The organism is Pantoea sp. X-Soil-OKNW-713, assembly GCF_059730685.1.
In genome coordinates, this window is record NZ_AP035995.1 from 1828896 (window position 1) to 1844962 (window position 16067).

18 protein-coding genes and 1 other annotated feature are annotated in these 16067 nt (G+C 52.6%); of the genes, 16 read left to right on the forward strand and 2 right to left on the reverse strand.

Annotated features, from left to right (window positions below; translation table 11 throughout):
• Window positions 1–11: 11 nt before the first annotated feature.
• Window positions 12–296 carry a type V toxin-antitoxin system endoribonuclease antitoxin GhoS gene (gene ghoS, locus AC6I8R_RS08450; RefSeq protein ID WP_021185278.1) on the reverse strand — a complete coding sequence of 95 codons (285 nt, stop codon included), beginning with the start codon at window positions 294–296 and terminating at the stop codon, window positions 12–14.
• Window positions 297–627: 331 nt separating this feature from the next.
• Here ghoS and AC6I8R_RS08455 point away from each other — a divergent pair, with 331 nt between their 5' ends.
• The 16 genes from AC6I8R_RS08455 (at window position 628) to AC6I8R_RS08530 (ending at window position 14901) form a co-directional block, all read left to right on the forward strand.
• Window positions 628–1389, forward strand: coding sequence for a DUF481 domain-containing protein (locus tag AC6I8R_RS08455; protein ID WP_021185276.1), 762 nt, complete (start codon window positions 628–630; stop codon window positions 1387–1389).
• A gap of 245 nt (window positions 1390–1634) precedes the next feature.
• Complete coding sequence (gene thrS / locus AC6I8R_RS08460; protein ID WP_013508821.1) at window positions 1635–3563, forward strand: threonine--tRNA ligase; 1929 nt, start codon at window positions 1635–1637, stop codon at window positions 3561–3563.
• Between the two features lie 3 nt (window positions 3564–3566).
• Complete coding sequence (gene infC, locus AC6I8R_RS08465; RefSeq protein WP_208725526.1) at window positions 3567–4109, forward strand: translation initiation factor IF-3; 543 nt, start codon at window positions 3567–3569, stop codon at window positions 4107–4109.
• 100 nt (window positions 4110–4209) lie between these two features.
• Window positions 4210–4407 (forward strand): 50S ribosomal protein L35, encoded by a 198-nt coding sequence (gene rpmI / locus AC6I8R_RS08470; RefSeq protein WP_006118955.1) that lies wholly within the window; start codon window positions 4210–4212, stop codon window positions 4405–4407.
• Window positions 4408–4450: 43 nt separating this feature from the next.
• Window positions 4451–4807 carry a 50S ribosomal protein L20 gene (rplT, locus tag AC6I8R_RS08475; protein ID WP_007892678.1) on the forward strand — a complete coding sequence of 119 codons (357 nt, stop codon included), beginning with the start codon at window positions 4451–4453 and terminating at the stop codon, window positions 4805–4807.
• 115 nt (window positions 4808–4922) lie between these two features.
• Window positions 4923–5048, forward strand: a sequence feature (Phe leader region).
• Window positions 4928–4972, forward strand: coding sequence for a pheST operon leader peptide PheM (pheM, locus tag AC6I8R_RS08480; protein ID WP_106120997.1), 45 nt, complete (start codon window positions 4928–4930; stop codon window positions 4970–4972). Its footprint overlaps the feature before it by 45 nt.
• A gap of 71 nt (window positions 5049–5119) precedes the next feature.
• The gene (pheS, locus tag AC6I8R_RS08485) at window positions 5120–6103 is read left to right on the forward strand and encodes a phenylalanine--tRNA ligase subunit alpha (RefSeq protein ID WP_415172975.1); all 984 of its coding nucleotides are present in this window, start codon (window positions 5120–5122) and stop codon (window positions 6101–6103) included.
• A gap of 14 nt (window positions 6104–6117) precedes the next feature.
• Window positions 6118–8505, forward strand: coding sequence for a phenylalanine--tRNA ligase subunit beta (pheT, locus tag AC6I8R_RS08490; RefSeq protein ID WP_208725322.1), 2388 nt, complete (start codon window positions 6118–6120; stop codon window positions 8503–8505).
• Between the two features lie 4 nt (window positions 8506–8509).
• Entirely contained in the window at window positions 8510–8812 is a 303-nt protein-coding gene (ihfA, locus tag AC6I8R_RS08495; RefSeq protein WP_007892687.1) for an integration host factor subunit alpha, read from the forward strand.
• A 193-nt stretch (window positions 8813–9005) separates the two neighbouring features.
• Window positions 9006–9362, forward strand: coding sequence for a DUF2502 domain-containing protein (locus AC6I8R_RS08500; RefSeq protein WP_021185272.1), 357 nt, complete (start codon window positions 9006–9008; stop codon window positions 9360–9362).
• A gap of 97 nt (window positions 9363–9459) precedes the next feature.
• The gene (gene btuC / locus AC6I8R_RS08505) at window positions 9460–10443 is read left to right on the forward strand and encodes a vitamin B12 ABC transporter permease BtuC (RefSeq protein WP_021185271.1); all 984 of its coding nucleotides are present in this window, start codon (window positions 9460–9462) and stop codon (window positions 10441–10443) included.
• A gap of 40 nt (window positions 10444–10483) precedes the next feature.
• Window positions 10484–11026 (forward strand): glutathione peroxidase, encoded by a 543-nt coding sequence (locus AC6I8R_RS08510; RefSeq protein WP_021185270.1) that lies wholly within the window; start codon window positions 10484–10486, stop codon window positions 11024–11026.
• Between the two features lie 3 nt (window positions 11027–11029).
• Entirely contained in the window at window positions 11030–11776 is a 747-nt protein-coding gene (gene btuD, locus AC6I8R_RS08515; RefSeq protein ID WP_415172973.1) for a vitamin B12 ABC transporter ATP-binding protein BtuD, read from the forward strand.
• 74 nt (window positions 11777–11850) lie between these two features.
• Complete coding sequence (locus AC6I8R_RS08520) at window positions 11851–12309, forward strand: C40 family peptidase (protein WP_021185268.1); 459 nt, start codon at window positions 11851–11853, stop codon at window positions 12307–12309.
• A gap of 310 nt (window positions 12310–12619) precedes the next feature.
• On the forward strand, window positions 12620–13363 hold the full coding sequence (locus AC6I8R_RS08525) for an EAL domain-containing protein (RefSeq protein WP_497832746.1): 744 nt from the start codon (window positions 12620–12622) through the stop codon (window positions 13361–13363).
• A gap of 98 nt (window positions 13364–13461) precedes the next feature.
• Window positions 13462–14901 carry a protein adenylyltransferase SelO gene (locus AC6I8R_RS08530; protein ID WP_497832114.1) on the forward strand — a complete coding sequence of 480 codons (1440 nt, stop codon included), beginning with the start codon at window positions 13462–13464 and terminating at the stop codon, window positions 14899–14901.
• A 9-nt stretch (window positions 14902–14910) separates the two neighbouring features.
• On the opposite strand, the gene AC6I8R_RS08535 is transcribed toward AC6I8R_RS08530, so the two are convergent.
• A complete protein-coding gene (locus AC6I8R_RS08535) occupies window positions 14911–15957 on the reverse strand; it encodes a 3-deoxy-7-phosphoheptulonate synthase (RefSeq protein WP_021185265.1) in 1047 nt (348 codons plus the stop codon).
• Window positions 15958–16067 lie beyond the last annotated feature (110 nt).

Sequence of the window (16067 nt, forward strand, 5' to 3'; positions counted from 1 at the left end):
TTCACATCCCGTCAGGGCTGTGCTCTTAAAAACGCTTCCAGTGTGGTGATTTCAACCTCGGGTTTTTCGCCCAGCGCTACCGAAGCCAGTCCGGCGGCCTGTTCAGCCAGCGCCTGCTCCTCCAGCGCGCTGACCACACCGAAACTGTTGGTACCCAGCTCGTGCGGGTGTCCCTCGGTATCTTTTAACGTGGTGTTATAGCCCGCGTTAAGCATTTCGCTGTTGAGGGATTGCAGGTCGCTCAGTCCCTTCTCCTGATAATGAAAGGTCACAATGTAACGCTTTAAGTCGCTCATCTTTCACCTCATTGTTCCGAAACAGATGTCAGCGTAGACCAGTGGACCAGATTGAGCGAATTTGCAGCAATTTGACATTGATGAGCGTCAAAAAACATCGCCAGCGGGTTCAGAAAATTCTTGTAGCAATTCAGCTGCTATTTCGCTAATTGCCCTCTATAATGCGCGCGGGTAATGGGATTAATCCCATTTGGCGCGCGGCTTCAGCGCAAAAACAGGCTTTTCCGGTGACTTCATACTTATTTACAAAACTTACCGTAAATTGCGTTGATCGTCCGGGAAAACTCTTCAGACTCATCACTTTTTAAACCGCCGTACGGATCACATTTAAATGAAAGCCTTTAACAAGCTGTCCGCTGTTCTTTTGCTCTCTGCTGGAGCATTTTGTCACCAGGCATTTGCAGATAACACCGTCTTCACCTCCATGGATGACCCTTCAACGGCGAAAAAACCGTTTGAAGGCAGCGCGTCAGCGGGTTACCTGGCGCAAACGGGTAACACCACCAGTTCCGCGCTCAGTGCTGCAACCTCAATGACATGGTATCGCACCAACACCGCATGGAGTTTGTGGGGCAACGCCGCCAACAACTCATCTAACGATGAACGTTCGTCCGAGACTTACAATATTGGTGGCCGTTCACGTTATAACCTCAACAGCGCCGACTACTTGTTTGGTCAGGCTAGCTGGTTGAGCGATCGCTTCAACGGTTACGATTCACGCGACGTGCTGACTGCCGGTTACGGTCGTCAGTTGTTGAGTGGTCCGGTGCACTCGCTGCGTGCTGAATTTGGTCCGGGTGTGCGTTATGACGATTTCCATGATGGCGGCCACGAAACCAAAGCGCTGGGCTATGGTGCGGTAAGCTATCAGTGGCAACTGACTGATACTACTAAGTTCATCCAGGGTGTTTCTGTGCTGAGCAGCTTCGGTGAAGACACCACGGTGAACTCAGAAACCGGTTTGCAGGTCGCGATTAACGAACACTTCGCGCTGAAGATGGCCTACAACGTTACCTGGAACAACAATCCGCCGGAATCTGCGCCGGATCGTACCGATACCAAAACCACCATCCAGTTGACTTACGCTATGTAAGATCACCTGAGGGTGAACGCCGCTGCCTGGCCTGTGCCGCGCAGCGGTTTTTTTTTAACTGGCGCAGGCTTAGCGCATTTTCTGCGGGTTTTGCTTGCCGCAGAAAGCTGTTATCATTTGCGGCGCTTTATTTCCCTGGCGTCATTCCGACAATGTGGGTCTGACATCACGCCGGGTTACTCTTATTGAACTCAATGTTGCATGTAGGCTTTCGTGTGGCTTACCACTGCAATTAAGGATATGAAATGCCAGTAATTACTCTTCCTGATGGCAGCCAGCGTAGTTTTGACCGTCCGGTCAGCGTGATGGATATCGCGCTGGATATCGGTCCGGGTCTGGCCAAAGCCTGTATTGCCGGTCGCGTGAATGGCGAGTTGGTGGACGCAGTTGATCTGATTCATGACGATGCTCAGGTGGCGATTATCACCGCCAAAGATGAAGCGGGTCTGGAAATTATCCGTCACTCCTGCGCGCACCTGTTGGGTCATGCTATCAAGCAGTTGTGGCCGAACACCAAAATGGCCATCGGGCCGGTGATTGATAACGGCTTCTATTATGATGTCGATCTCGACCACACCCTGACTCAGGAAGATATTGAGCAGCTGGAGAAGCGTATGCACCAGCTGGCAGAGACCAATTACGACGTTATCAAGAAAAAGGTGAGCTGGCAGGAGGCGCGTGACGTCTTTGCCGCGCGTGGTGAAAGCTACAAAACCACCATTCTTGATGAAAACATCAGCCATGATGACCGTCCGGGTCTGTATCATCATGAAGAATACATCGACATGTGCCGTGGTCCGCATGTGCCGAACATGCGTTTTTGCCATCACTTTAAGCTGCAAAAAATCTCCGGCGCTTACTGGCGCGGCGACAGCAACAACAAAATGTTGCAGCGTATTTATGGCACCGCATGGGCCGATAAAAAACAGCTGGCTGCCTATTTGCAGCGTCTGGAAGAGGCAGCGAAACGCGATCACCGTAAAATCGGTAAACAGCTCGACCTGTATCATATGCAGGAAGAAGCGCCGGGTATGGTGTTCTGGCACAACGACGGCTGGACCATCTTCCGCGAGCTGGAAGTGTTCGTGCGTAGCAAGCTGAAAGAGTACCAGTACCAGGAAGTCAAAGGTCCGTTCATGATGGACCGTGTGCTGTGGGAAAAAACCGGTCACTGGGAAAACTATAAAGAAGCGATGTTCACCACCTCTTCGGAGAACCGTGAATACTGCATCAAACCGATGAACTGTCCGGGACACGTCCAGATCTTCAATCAGGGTCTGAAATCCTACCGTGACTTACCGCTGCGTATGGCGGAGTTCGGTAGCTGCCATCGTAATGAGCCGTCAGGTTCCTTACATGGTCTGATGCGTGTGCGTGGCTTCACCCAGGATGATGCTCACATCTTCTGTACCGAAGATCAGGTACGTGATGAGGTGAACAGCTGTATCCGTATGGTGTATGACATGTATAGCACCTTCGGTTTTGAAAAAATTGTGGTAAAACTTTCCACCCGTCCGGAAAAACGTATCGGTACCGATGAAATGTGGGACCGTGCGGAAGTGGATTTGGCGGAAGCACTGAAAGAAAACCAGATTCCGTTTGAGTATCAACCGGGTGAAGGGGCTTTCTACGGTCCGAAAATTGAATTCACCCTGCACGATTGTCTTGATCGTGCCTGGCAGTGTGGCACCGTTCAGCTAGACTTCTCGCTGCCGAAGCGTCTGGACGCCACCTATGTGGGTGAAAACAACGATCGTCAGACACCGGTTATGATTCACCGCGCGATTTTGGGTTCTATGGAACGCTTTATCGGTATTCTGACCGAAGAGTTCGCTGGCTTCTTCCCAAGTTGGCTGGCTCCGGTACAGGCGGTGGTGATGAATATCACCGATAGTCAGGCAGAATATGTCAGCGAATTGACAAAGAAATTGCAGAATGCAGGCATTCGTGTCAAAGCAGACTTGAGAAACGAGAAGATAGGCTTTAAAATCCGCGAGCACACATTACGTCGCGTCCCTTACATGCTGGTTTGCGGTGAGAAAGAGGTGGAAGCCGGCAAAGTTGCCGTGCGCACCCGCCGTGGTAAAGACCTCGGGAGCATGGACGTAGATGTGTTTGTTGAGAAGCTGCAACAAGAGATTCGCAGCCGACATCTTCACCAATTGGAGGAATAAGGTATTAAAGGCGGAAAACGAGTACAACCGACGCGTCCTAATCGTATCAACGGCGAAATTCGCGCTACTGAAGTGCGCCTGACTGGCGTTGATGGCGAGCAACTTGGCATTGTCTCTCTGCGCGAAGCTATCGAGAAAGCAGAAGAAGCTGGCGTAGATTTAGTTGAAATCAGCCCGAACGCCGAACCGCCGGTTTGCCGTATTATGGATTACGGCAAGTTCCTCTATGAAAAGAGCAAATCTTCTAAGGAACAGAAGAAGAAGCAGAAAGTTATCCAGGTTAAGGAAATTAAATTCCGTCCTGGTACCGACGAAGGCGACTATCAGGTAAAACTCCGCAGCCTGATTCGTTTTCTGGAAGAGGGCGATAAAGCCAAAATCACGCTGCGTTTCCGTGGTCGTGAGATGGCGCACCAACAGATCGGTATTGAAGTGCTTAACCGCGTGAAAGACGATCTGAGTGAACTGGCAGTGGTCGAATCCTTCCCATCGAAGATCGAAGGCCGCCAGATGATCATGGTGCTCGCACCTAAGAAGAAACAGTAGGCTTTCAAGTAATAAATGCCGCGCAGCGTTCGCGCTGTGCGGATTTTTATTCGCCTGTCTGGTTCATTTTATTAACAATGCGAAGTGGATATTTGTAAAAATGCCAAAGATTAAAACTGTACGTGGCGCGGCTAAGCGCTTCAAGAAGACCGCTTCTGGCGGCTTCAAGCGTAAGCACGCAAACCTGCGTCATATTCTGACCAAAAAATCAACTAAGCGTAAACGTCACCTGCGTCCGAAAGGCATGGTGTCTAAAGGCGATCTGGGTCTGGTAGTAGCCTGCCTGCCGTACGCTTAAGTTTAATTTTTTTTCACTCGGAATATAGAAACAGGAGAGTCCCATGGCTCGCGTAAAACGTGGTGTAATTGCTCGCGCACGTCACAAGAAAATCTTAAAACAAGCTAAAGGCTACTACGGTGCACGTTCTCGTGTATACCGCGTTGCCTTCCAGGCTGTTATCAAAGCTGGTCAGTATGCTTACCGTGACCGTCGTCAACGTAAGCGTCAGTTCCGTCAGCTGTGGATCGCGCGTATCAACGCTGCGGCACGTCAGAACGGCATCTCTTACAGCCGTTTCATCAATGGCCTGAAAAAAGCGTCCATTGAAATCGACCGTAAGATCCTGGCAGACATCGCTGTATTCGACAAAGTGACCTTCACGGCACTGGTTGAAAAAGCGAAATCAGCTCTGGCGTAAGTCAGGTAAAAAAGGGAGCTTGCTCCCTTTTTTATTATCCGCAAGCCACGCAAAAGATTGACATTTTACTCGCCGCGCTTTTCAATAGTGCCGTTGAAATCATGACAAGGTAACGCAAGCATGAATGCTGCTATTTTCCGTTTCTTTTTTTACTTTAGCGCCTGACATCCGGGGGCTTTTGCGCATAAGAAAAGAAACGAAAAATCGCGCTGAAAGCCTCCCTCGTGGAGGCTTTTTTGTTTCTGGCGACACTACATTGGATCGAAAGATCCCAACGAGAACAGACCAGCCTGACTGGAAGAAGAGGAAATCATGTCCCAACTCGCAGACCTGGTGGCCCGTGCCACGGCCGCCATCGACGAGGCGTCGGATATCGCCGCTCTGGACGCTGTGCGCGTCGAATTCCTGGGGAAAAAAGGCCATCTGACATTACAGATGACCACCCTGCGCGAACTGCCGGCAGAAGAACGTCCGGCGGCCGGTGCGGTTATTAACGACGCCAAGCAGCAGGTACAGGATCGTCTTAACGCGCGTAAAGAGACGCTGGAGAACGCCGTGTTGAATGCGCGTCTGGCGGCAGAAACCATCGACGTTTCACTGCCGGGTCGCCGTACAGAGAACGGTGGTCTGCATCCGGTCACCCGCACCATCGATCGTATCGAAACCTTTTTCGGTGAGTTGGGTTTCGCGGTCGCCACCGGGCCGGAAATTGAAGACGACTACCACAACTTTGACGCGCTGAATATTCCGGGTCATCACCCGGCACGCGCTGACCACGATACCTTCTGGTTCGATGCCACCCGCCTGCTGCGCACACAGACCTCTGGCGTGCAGATCCGTACCATGAAAAACCAGCAGCCGCCGATTCGCATCATCGCGCCGGGCCGTGTGTATCGTAACGATTACGATCAGACTCACACCCCGATGTTCCATCAGATGGAAGGGCTGATTGTGGATAAAGATATCAGCTTCACCAACCTGAAAGGCACGCTGCACGATTTCCTGAATAACTTCTTTGAAGAAAATCTGCAAATCCGCTTCCGTCCGTCGTACTTCCCGTTCACCGAACCGTCCGCTGAAGTGGATGTGATGGGCAAAAACGGCAAATGGCTGGAAGTGCTGGGTTGCGGCATGGTGCATCCGAACGTGTTGCGTAACGTTGGTATCGACCCGGAAATCTACTCCGGCTTCGCCTTCGGTATGGGTATGGAGCGTCTGACCATGCTGCGCTATGGCGTAACCGATTTGCGCGCCTTCTTCGAAAATGATTTACGTTTCCTCAAACAATTTAAATAAGGGCAGGTTATCCAATGAAATTCAGTGAACTCTGGTTACGCGAATGGGTAAATCCAGCCCTGGACAGCGCTGCGCTGTCTGAACAGATCACCATGGCTGGCCTGGAAGTGGACGGCGTTGATGCGGTTGCCGGTGCATTTAACGGCGTTGTAGTGGGAGAAGTGGTGGAGTGCGGCCAGCATCCTAACGCAGACAAACTGCGTGTCACCAAAATCAATGTCGGTGGCGATCGCCTGCTGGATATCGTTTGTGGCGCACCAAACTGCCGTCAGGGCCTGAAAGTTGCGGTAGCAACCGTGGGCGCGGTACTGCCGGGTGATTTTAAGATTAAAGCCGCCAAGCTGCGTGGTGAGCCGTCTGAAGGCATGCTGTGCTCGTTCTCTGAGCTGGGTATTTCCGACGATCACAGCGGCATTATTGAGCTGCCAACCGATGCGCCTATCGGCACCGATATTCGCGAATACCTGAAGCTGGACGATAACACCATCGAAATCAGCGTGACGCCGAACCGTGCCGACTGTCTTGGCATCATCGGTATCGCCCGCGATGTGGCGGTGCTGAATGGTCTGCCGCTGAATGCGCCTGTTATCGAGCCGGTAAAAGCCACCATCAGCGATACCTTCCCGATTCGGGTTGAGGCTACCGCTGCCTGCCCGCGTTACCTTGGCCGCGTGGTAAAAGGTGTGAACGTCAAAGCGGCAACCCCGCTGTGGATGCGTGAAAAACTGCGTCGCTGCGGTATCCGCTCTATCGATCCGGTGGTCGATATCACCAACTATGTGCTGCTGGAGCTGGGTCAGCCGATGCATGCCTTCGACCTTGATCGTATCGATGGCGGCATTGTCGTGCGTATGGCGAAAGAGGGCGAAAGCCTGACGTTGCTGGACGGCAGCGAAGCGAAACTCAGCAGCGACACGCTGGTGATTGCCGATCACCACAAAGCGCTGGCTATGGGTGGCATCTTCGGTGGTGAACATTCTGGTGTTAATGAAGAGACGCAAAACATTCTGTTCGAATGCGCGTACTTCGATCCACTGGCAATTACCGGTCGTGCACGCCGTCAGGGTCTGCATACCGATGCTTCTCACCGTTATGAGCGTGGTGTCGATCCGGCACTGCAATACAAAGCGATTGAGCGTGCAACCCAACTGCTGCTGGAGATCTGTGGTGGCGAAGCCGGTCCGGTTATTGACCAGACTGACGCGGCGACATTACCGCCGCGTGCCACTATCCGTTTACGTCGCGAAAAGCTGGACCGTCTGATCGGTCATGTGATTGCGGATGAGCAGGTCACCGATATCCTGACGCGCCTGGGTTGTGAAGTCACGGTTAGCGCCGGTGAGTGGACCGCCATCGCACCAAGCTGGCGTTTCGATATGGCTATCGAAGAAGACCTGGTTGAAGAAGTCGCGCGTATCTACGGCTACAACAACATCCCTGATGTTCCGGTGAAGGCCAGCCTGGTCATGACCCAGCATCGCGAAGCAGATTTGTCACTGAAACGTGCCAAAACGCTACTGGTGGATAAAGGCTATCAGGAAGCGATCACCTATAGTTTCGTCGATCCGAAGGTCCAGCAACTGCTGCATCCGGGCGAAGAAGCGCTGATTCTGCCCAGCCCGATTTCCAGTGATATGTCGGCGATGCGCCTGTCTTTATGGACCGGTTTACTGGGTGCGGTAGTGTACAACCAGAACCGCCAGCAGAGCCGGGTACGCCTGTTTGAGAGCGGTTTGCGCTTTGTGCCTGATACTCAGGCCGATCTCGGCATCCGTCAGGATCTTATGCTGGCGGGCGTATTAAGCGGTAATCGCAATGAAGAGCATTGGGATCTGGCGCGCCAGGCGGTTGACTTCTATGATTTAAAAGGCGATTTAGAGTCGCTGCTGGATTTAACCGGCAAACTGGATGCGATTTCTTTCCGTGCAGAAGCGAATCCAGCCCTGCATCCGGGACAAAGCGCAGCAATTTATTTAGGCGATGAACGAATCGGATTTATCGGGGTGGTTCATCCGGAGCTGGAACGTAAGCTGGATCTCAACGGTCGCACCTTAGTGTTTGAACTGCTTTGGAATAAGGTCGCAGACCGCGTCCTGCCTGACGCGCGCGAGATTTCACGCTTCCCGGCGAACCGTCGCGATATCGCTGTGGTAGTGGCTGAAAACGTGCCCGCAGCAGATATCATCGCGGAGTGTAAGAAAGTTGGCGTAAATCAGGTAGTTGGCGTAAACTTGTTTGACGTGTACCGTGGTAAGGGCGTAAACGAAGGCGAAAAGAGCCTTGCGATTAGCCTGATTTTGCAGGATACCAGCCGGACACTCGAAGAAGAGGAGATTGCCGCGACCGTTGCCAAATGCGTTGCGGCATTAAAAGAGCGATTCCAGGCAACCTTGAGGGATTGAACCTATGGCGCTTACAAAAGCTGAAATGTCAGAGTACCTGTTTGAAAAGCTCGGGCTGAGCAAACGCGACGCCAAAGAGTTGGTCGAGCTATTTTTTGAAGAGGTTCGCCGCGCGTTGGAAAACGGAGAACAGGTTAAACTGTCCGGATTTGGTAATTTTGATCTGCGTGACAAAAACCAGCGTCCGGGCAGAAACCCAAAAACCGGGGAAGATATTCCGATCACTGCCCGTCGGGTGGTGACTTTCCGTCCCGGTCAGAAGTTGAAAAGCCGCGTTGAGAACGCGACACCCAAGGATGCTGACTAATTTCAGTAAAACAAAAAGGCCGCTTAGCGGCCTTTTTTATTTTGGTGAGAAAATCACCGTTCTCCATGCTTTTTTCATAATGTAAAGAATTCGTAAGTATGCGGAAAATAGCATGAAAATCGGCACTTGCTGATAGTGACCTCTTCAGCGCTTTTGTTATAACAGCGCCAACATAAAACAAGAGGTTAAGCTGATGAAAAAGACAGCACTTTTATTAAGCATCCTGTTAGGCATGCCGCTGCTCGCCAGTGCAAATGTTTCCGTAAACATCAACACGCCGGGCGTATCGATTCATATCGGTGATCAGGACAAACGCGGCTATTTCTGGGATGGTTACGACTGGCGCTCACCGTCATGGTGGAAGCAGCACCATAACCAGCGTGTGGGGATGAAAGGCCCGCACGGTTACTGGAATGGTAATGGCTGGCAGACACAGCATCCGGGTAATAAAGAACCGAAGAAGCGCCCGCCACAGCACGACAACAAGCCGCAGCAGAATCACGACAACCGTGATAACCACAACGGCCAACCCGTTCCTCCGCGTAATTAATGCTTCATCAGCGGCGTCGTTCTGACGCCGCAATTGCCTTTCTTTTTGCTGTAATCTCACTACAATCAAATCTCTGTTTTCTCAGCCAATCTTATTTATGACTCTGCTGGATCAGCTTGCCCATCAGGCCGACCGCCGCAGCCAGCGTTGGCTCATCGCCCTGGGCGCGTTACTCATTATTCTGCTGGTAGTAAGCCTGTGCGCGGGTGACAGCTGGATATCACCGCTGCGCTGGTTCTCAGGCGAGGGGGATCTCTTTGTCTGGCAACTGCGTCTGCCACGTACTCTCGCGGTGCTGTTGGTAGGGGCAGCGTTAGCCGTGTGCGGCGTGGTGATGCAGGCGCTGTTCAATAATCCGCTGGCTGAACCAGGCTTGCTAGGCGTATCAAATGGCGCGGGTATCGGTTTGGTGCTGGGTGTGATGCTCGGTAACGGTTCGTTATGGAGCCTGGCACTGGCGGCGATGGCCGGGGCGCTGTTGATTACCTTAATCCTTCTTCATTTCGCCCATCGTCATTTATCTGTCAGTCGTTTGCTGCTGACGGGCGTCGCGCTGGGGATTATTTGCAGCGCCATCATGACGTGGGCGGTGTACTTCAGCACCAGTCTCGACCTGCGCCAGTTAATGTACTGGATGATGGGGGGCTTTAGCGGTATCGACTGGCGTTATGGCTGGATGATGCTGGCGCTGATCCCGGCCATCATCGCGTTGATTGCAACGTCACGCGTTCTCAACCTGCTGGCGTTGGGAGAGACGTCAGCACGCCAGTTGGGCCTGCCGATGTTGCTGTGGCGTAACCTGCTGGTGCTGACGATGGGTTGGCTGGTGGGCGTCAGCGTGGCGCTGGCCGGTGCTATCGGTTTTGTCGGGCTGGTGATACCGCATTTGTTGCGTCTGTGTGGTTTCAGCGATCATCGTTATCTGCTCCCCGCCTCAGCGCTGGCCGGTGCCGTGGTATTGTTGGCGGCGGATATTATCGCCCGCCTGGTCCTGACCTCGGCTGAATTACCCATCGGCGTGGTGACCGCCACACTCGGTGCACCACTGTTTATCGTGTTATTAGTGAAATCCTCGCGCTAGCTGCGGCTGGCACTCTTGGCATCAACAACAGGAATCGACAATGAGCATTTATCAAACAGAACTGGTTACGCTTGACGGTGAAAAAACCACCCTGGAACAGTGGCAGGGTAAGGTGCTGCTGGTGGTGAATGTGGCCTCGAAATGTGGCCTGACGCCGCAGTACGAGCAACTGGAAGCGCTGCAAAAAGAGTGGCAGGCGCAAGGTTTTAGCGTACTCGGTTTTCCCTGCAATCAGTTTCTGGAGCAGGAGCCAGGCAGCAGCGAAGAAATTAAAACCTTTTGCAGCACGACCTACGGTGTCACTTTCCCGATGTTTGAGAAAACCGATGTCAATGGCCCGGCGCGCCACGCATTGTACAGCGTGCTGGTGGCAGCGCAGCCAGAAGCGCTGCGCCCGGAAGGCAGTGGCTTCTATGAGCGTATGGTGAGCAAAGGCCGTGCGCCGAAAGCACCGGGTGATATCCTGTGGAATTTCGAAAAATTCCTGATCAATAAGCAAGGTGAAGTGGTTGCGCGGTTTGCGCCAGACATGACACCGGATGACGCCACCATTATTGCCAGCATCAAACAGGCGTTGGCATAAGCCATGCTGATGCAGTGCCAGGGAGCCAGCGTCAAAGGGCGGTTGGCTCCCGTCGACCTTGAGCTGCATGCCGGAGAGTTGGTCCATCTGGTGGGGCCGAATGGTGCCGGTAAAAGCACGTTACTGAACGTGCTGGCGGGTTTACTCCCCGCCATCGGCGATATCCGTTTTTCCGGCCAGCCATTGGCGCAAATGAACGGTGCCGCGCTGGCCCGGATGCGCGCCTGGTTGCCACAGCAACAGCCAGCACCAGGACAGATGCCTGTCTGGCACTATCTGCGCATGCATCTGCTGCACGTCAACGCTGAAGCCGACAGGCTGTTAATCCAGGTGCTGGAGATGCTGGGGCTGAAGGATAAGTTGATGCGCAACGTGCTGCAACTTTCCGGTGGTGAATGGCAGCGGGTACGCCTCGCGGCTGTTGCACTGCAAATTCATCCGGCAATTAATGCGCAGGGCAAATTGCTGATCCTCGATGAGCCGATGAGCGCGCTGGACGTTGCGCAGCAAAAGGCGGTAGACACATTACTGGCACAGTTATGTGCAGCTGGTATCGCCATTGTTGCCAGCGGTCATGATCTGAACCACAGTCTGCGCCATGCTGATCGGGTTTGGCTGATGCATCAGTCGAGGTTGGTGGCACAGGGGACGGCCGCCAGCGTGCTCACCGTCGGGCAATTGGCTCCGTTATACAACATTCAGTTTCAACGTATCGAAACCCCCCAGGGCGCATTATTACTGGTGCCCTGACGGTGCGCGCCTTGCACCGAATCAGGTTTTGCCGCTAAAGTGTTGCTCGGGCAACGGATTTAAGGATTTTTCTGATGCGGCTGATAATGTTGATTCTGGTGCTGTTGTTGGCAGGATGTAGCCACCATGCGCCTCCGCCCAATGGCCGCTTGTCCGATTCCATCACCGTGATTGCGCAACTTAATGAGCAGCTCAACAACTGGCACGGTACACCTTATCGCTATGGTGGTTTGAGCCGAGGCGGTGTTGATTGCTCCGGTTTTGTCTATCTCACCTTCCGCGATCGGTTCGATCTCCAATTGCCACGCTCAACCGACGCCCAAAGCGATATCGGTACGCGTATTGATAAAGATGATTTATTGCCCGGCGATTTGGTGTTTTTTAAAACGGGCAGTGGTGAAAATGGCCTGCATGTTGGCATTTATGATACCGATAACACCTTTATTCATGCCTCTACCAGCCAGGGTGTGATTCGCTCATCACTGGATAACGTTTACTGGCGAAAAGTATTTTGGCAGGCACGGCGTATTTAGTACGTATTTGTCTGAGAACACTTTTGGCTAAAAGTGTGTCGCCAAAATCTGTACTTAAATTAAATCCTGCCCCTAAAGTGCTCTGCTTTAAAATGGCACTTTACCTGAAGGGGATTTAATACTATCTATGATGCCTGAATGTAATTAACGGTATGGATAATATTCGATGGTTATTTGGCTTAAGGATTAATTCAGCGTAAAAATGACACCATCAGGCAAAAAAGCACCTCTCTTCTAACGTTTGGTCCTATTGCCTGAGCGTTTTCATTGATATACGATGCGCCAATCGCCACTGCTTCTGGCTGTTAAAATGAAAGTTCATTTATCTGCCGACTATCAGTCGGAAACCTGGTTTTATCCAGCCTATTCTTTAGCGGGCCAGCTAACTACGGTTGAACTGGTTACGCAATTTGTCCACGACAGTGCTCCTATCACGCTGCCGCAGGATTTGCTATTGCCTCAATTAGATGATGCACAACAACTGCGCCTGTTGCAGAGCCAGCTGGCACTGATGGAAAAGTACCGCGACTTTTTTGAGTTAAATCAAATTACCGCCCTGGTACGTATTGATGATTCGATGGCAGTGACGCTGCTGGAGAGTGACTTTCTGTTAAGGAAATTTAAGCAACTGCCATTTATTGCGTTGGATATCAGCGAAAGCTTTCCTCAATTATGGCAGGGTAAATCACATCCACTATTGAGTACCTTGAAAAGTGAATTTCGTTTATCGCTTTCGCAATTTGGTGCAGGAAAAGCACCGGCAACGGCGGTTTACGATAATCTTTTTAGCGTTCTGAAAATGGATAAGAACTTTATTCAGGCGCTGGCAAAACGTGCATCTTTTATACCTTTTATTCAGGCGCTTATCGACAATTTTACCGGCGATGACACGCAGATTATTATTTGTGGTATTGATGATTCAGCAATGCTGGAGAAAGTGACGGCACTCAGCGGCGCACATTTGCAGGGCAGTCTGTTTCCGGTGGTCAAAGCTGAACGGCTGAATGATTTGATTTATCCCGATGTGACTCTTAATTCTCCGTTGCAGCAGTAATCCTTTCATCTGTTTTCTCCGCAGTGTCGGCGTTACACTATCCGTTGATTTTCAACCCAATCGCGGTGCCTGAAAACGATGCACCTCGCGGAGTGACTATGCAGTTTACCAACAGCTGGCAGCAGGAGTTGCCGGGATTCTATACCGCGCTGGACCCAACCCCTTTGCAGGGTGGCCGTTTGCTTTACCATAACGCGCCGCTGGCAACAGAAATGGCGCTGGATCCCGCGTTATTCAACGGAGCTGGACATGGCGTCTGGTGTGGGCAAGCGCTGTTACCGGGTATGGCACCGCTGGCACAGGTCTACAGTGGCCATCAATTCGGTGTCTGGGCCGGTCAGTTGGGTGATGGGCGTGGCATCCTGCTGGGTGAACAGCAACTGACGGATGGCCGTAAGCTGGACTGGCATCTGAAAGGCGCGGGGCTGACGCCCTATTCACGAATGGGTGATGGGCGTGCGGTGATCCGTTCCACCGTGCGTGAATTTCTTGCCTCGGAAGCCTTATATCATCTGGGGATCCCGACCACTCGCGCACTGACTCTGGCGATCGGTGATGAACCTGTGTTACGTGAAACCCCGGAACGTGGCGCGATGCTGATGCGTATCGCTGAAAGTCATCTGCGCTTCGGCCATTTCGAGCATTTCTATTATGGTGGCGAGCAGGACAAGGTTCGTCAGCTGGCGGATTATGCCATTCGTCATCACTGGCCAATGTTACAGGATGAGGCAGATCGCTATATGTTGTGGTTCACGGATATTGTGAAGCGCACCGCCAGTCTGATCGCCCAATGGCAGAGCGTCGGCTTTGCCCACGGTGTGATGAATACCGATAATATGTCGATACTCGGGCTGACCCTCGATTATGGCCCCTACGGTTTTCTTGACGATTATCAGCCTGACTTCATCTGCAATCACAGTGATTATCAGGGGCGCTACGCTTTCGATAATCAACCTGCGGTCGGTTTATGGAATCTCAACCGTCTGGCACATGCCCTGTCCGGATTGATGACCACCGATCAACTGAAGCAGGCACTGAGTCAATATGAACCAGAATTGATGCGCGTCTGGGGTGAGAAAATGCGCGCCAAACTCGGACTACTGACTCCGGATGCCAATGACAACGCGATTCTGACCGGATTGCTGGCACTGATGACGCATGAACACAGCGACTATACCCTGACGTTCCGTCTGCTGAGTGAGACACAACAGCAGCAAACGCGTTCGCCATTGCGCGATGAATTTATCGACCGTGATGCGTTTGACCGTTGGTACGAGGACTATCGTCAGCGTCTGTTGCGCGATGAAGCCAGCGACGAAACGCGGCAACAAGTGATGAAAGCTGCAAACCCGGCATTGGTGTTGCGCAACTATCTGGCCCAGCAGGTGATTGAAGAGGTTGAGCGTGGCGAAACTGGCGCGCTGTCTCGCTTGCATCTGGCTTTACAGCAGCCATTTAATGATGAGGCCGTCAGCGCGGAATTGCGCCAACGGCCCCCTGAGTGGGGTAAAACGCTGGAGGTGAGCTGCTCCAGCTAACGCCGTGAATCAGAAACGGCTGTCGACGGCGGCAGCCAGGCGAGCCAGCACTTCGGCGCTGTCGTCCCAACCGAGGCAAGGATCGGTAATCGATTGACCGTACACCAATGGTTGGCCGCCGACCACTTTCTGATTACCTTCCTCGAGGAAGCTCTCAATCATCACCCCGGCAACGGCACGGGAACCCGCGCGGATCTGTGTCGCCACATCCTCGGCTACATCACGCTGACGCCGGTGTTGTTTCTGACAGTTGGCATGGCTGAAATCAATCACCAGTTGTTCCGGCAGATTAAAATCACGCAGGTTAGCTGCCGCGGCCGCCACATCATCTGCATGATAGTTGGGCTGACGACCACCACGCAGGATCACATGGCCATGTGGATTGCCGCTGGTCTGATAGATGGTCATCTGACCATTTTTGTCAGGGGACAGAAACATATGGCTGGCACGCGAGGCACGAATCGCATCAACGGCGATCTGCACGTTGCCGTCAGTGCCATTTTTAAAACCTACCGGGCAGGAGAGCGCAGAGGCCATTTCGCGATGGATCTGGCTTTCGGTGGTCCGCGCGCCGATGGCTCCCCAACTGATCAGGTCGGCAATAAACTGACCGATCACCATATCGAGGAATTCGGTTGCTGTTGGCATGCCGGTCGCGTTGATATCAAGCAGTAACTGGCGGGCAATAGCAATGCCGCGATTCACATCAAAGCTGCCGTCCAGGTCTGGATCGGAGATCAAGCCTTTCCAGCCAACCACGGTGCGTGGCTTTTCAAAATAGGCACGCATCACAATTTCCAGCCGGTCCTGGTACTGTTCGCGCAATACGTTCAGGCGCTGAGCATATTCCAGCGCAGCTTTCGGATCGTGGAGCGAGCAGGGGCCAATAATCACCAGCAGGCGACGGTCTTCTCCGGTGAGAATACGGGCAATGCGCTGACGCGCCGCCGTCACAGTTGCGGCAATTTCTGCCGAAATAGGGTGTTGTTGCGCTAACGCGGCGGGCATTATCAGGCTGCCGATGCGCGCGGTACGCAGTTCATCAGTTTTGTTCATCAGGGTTCTCGAAAATCTGTTCTTCGCAACGGTGAAATACCGGGAAGTGATGAGGGTCACAATAAACCATTAGCCTGCGAATTCAACCTGCTAAAGCGAAAGGGATTTCA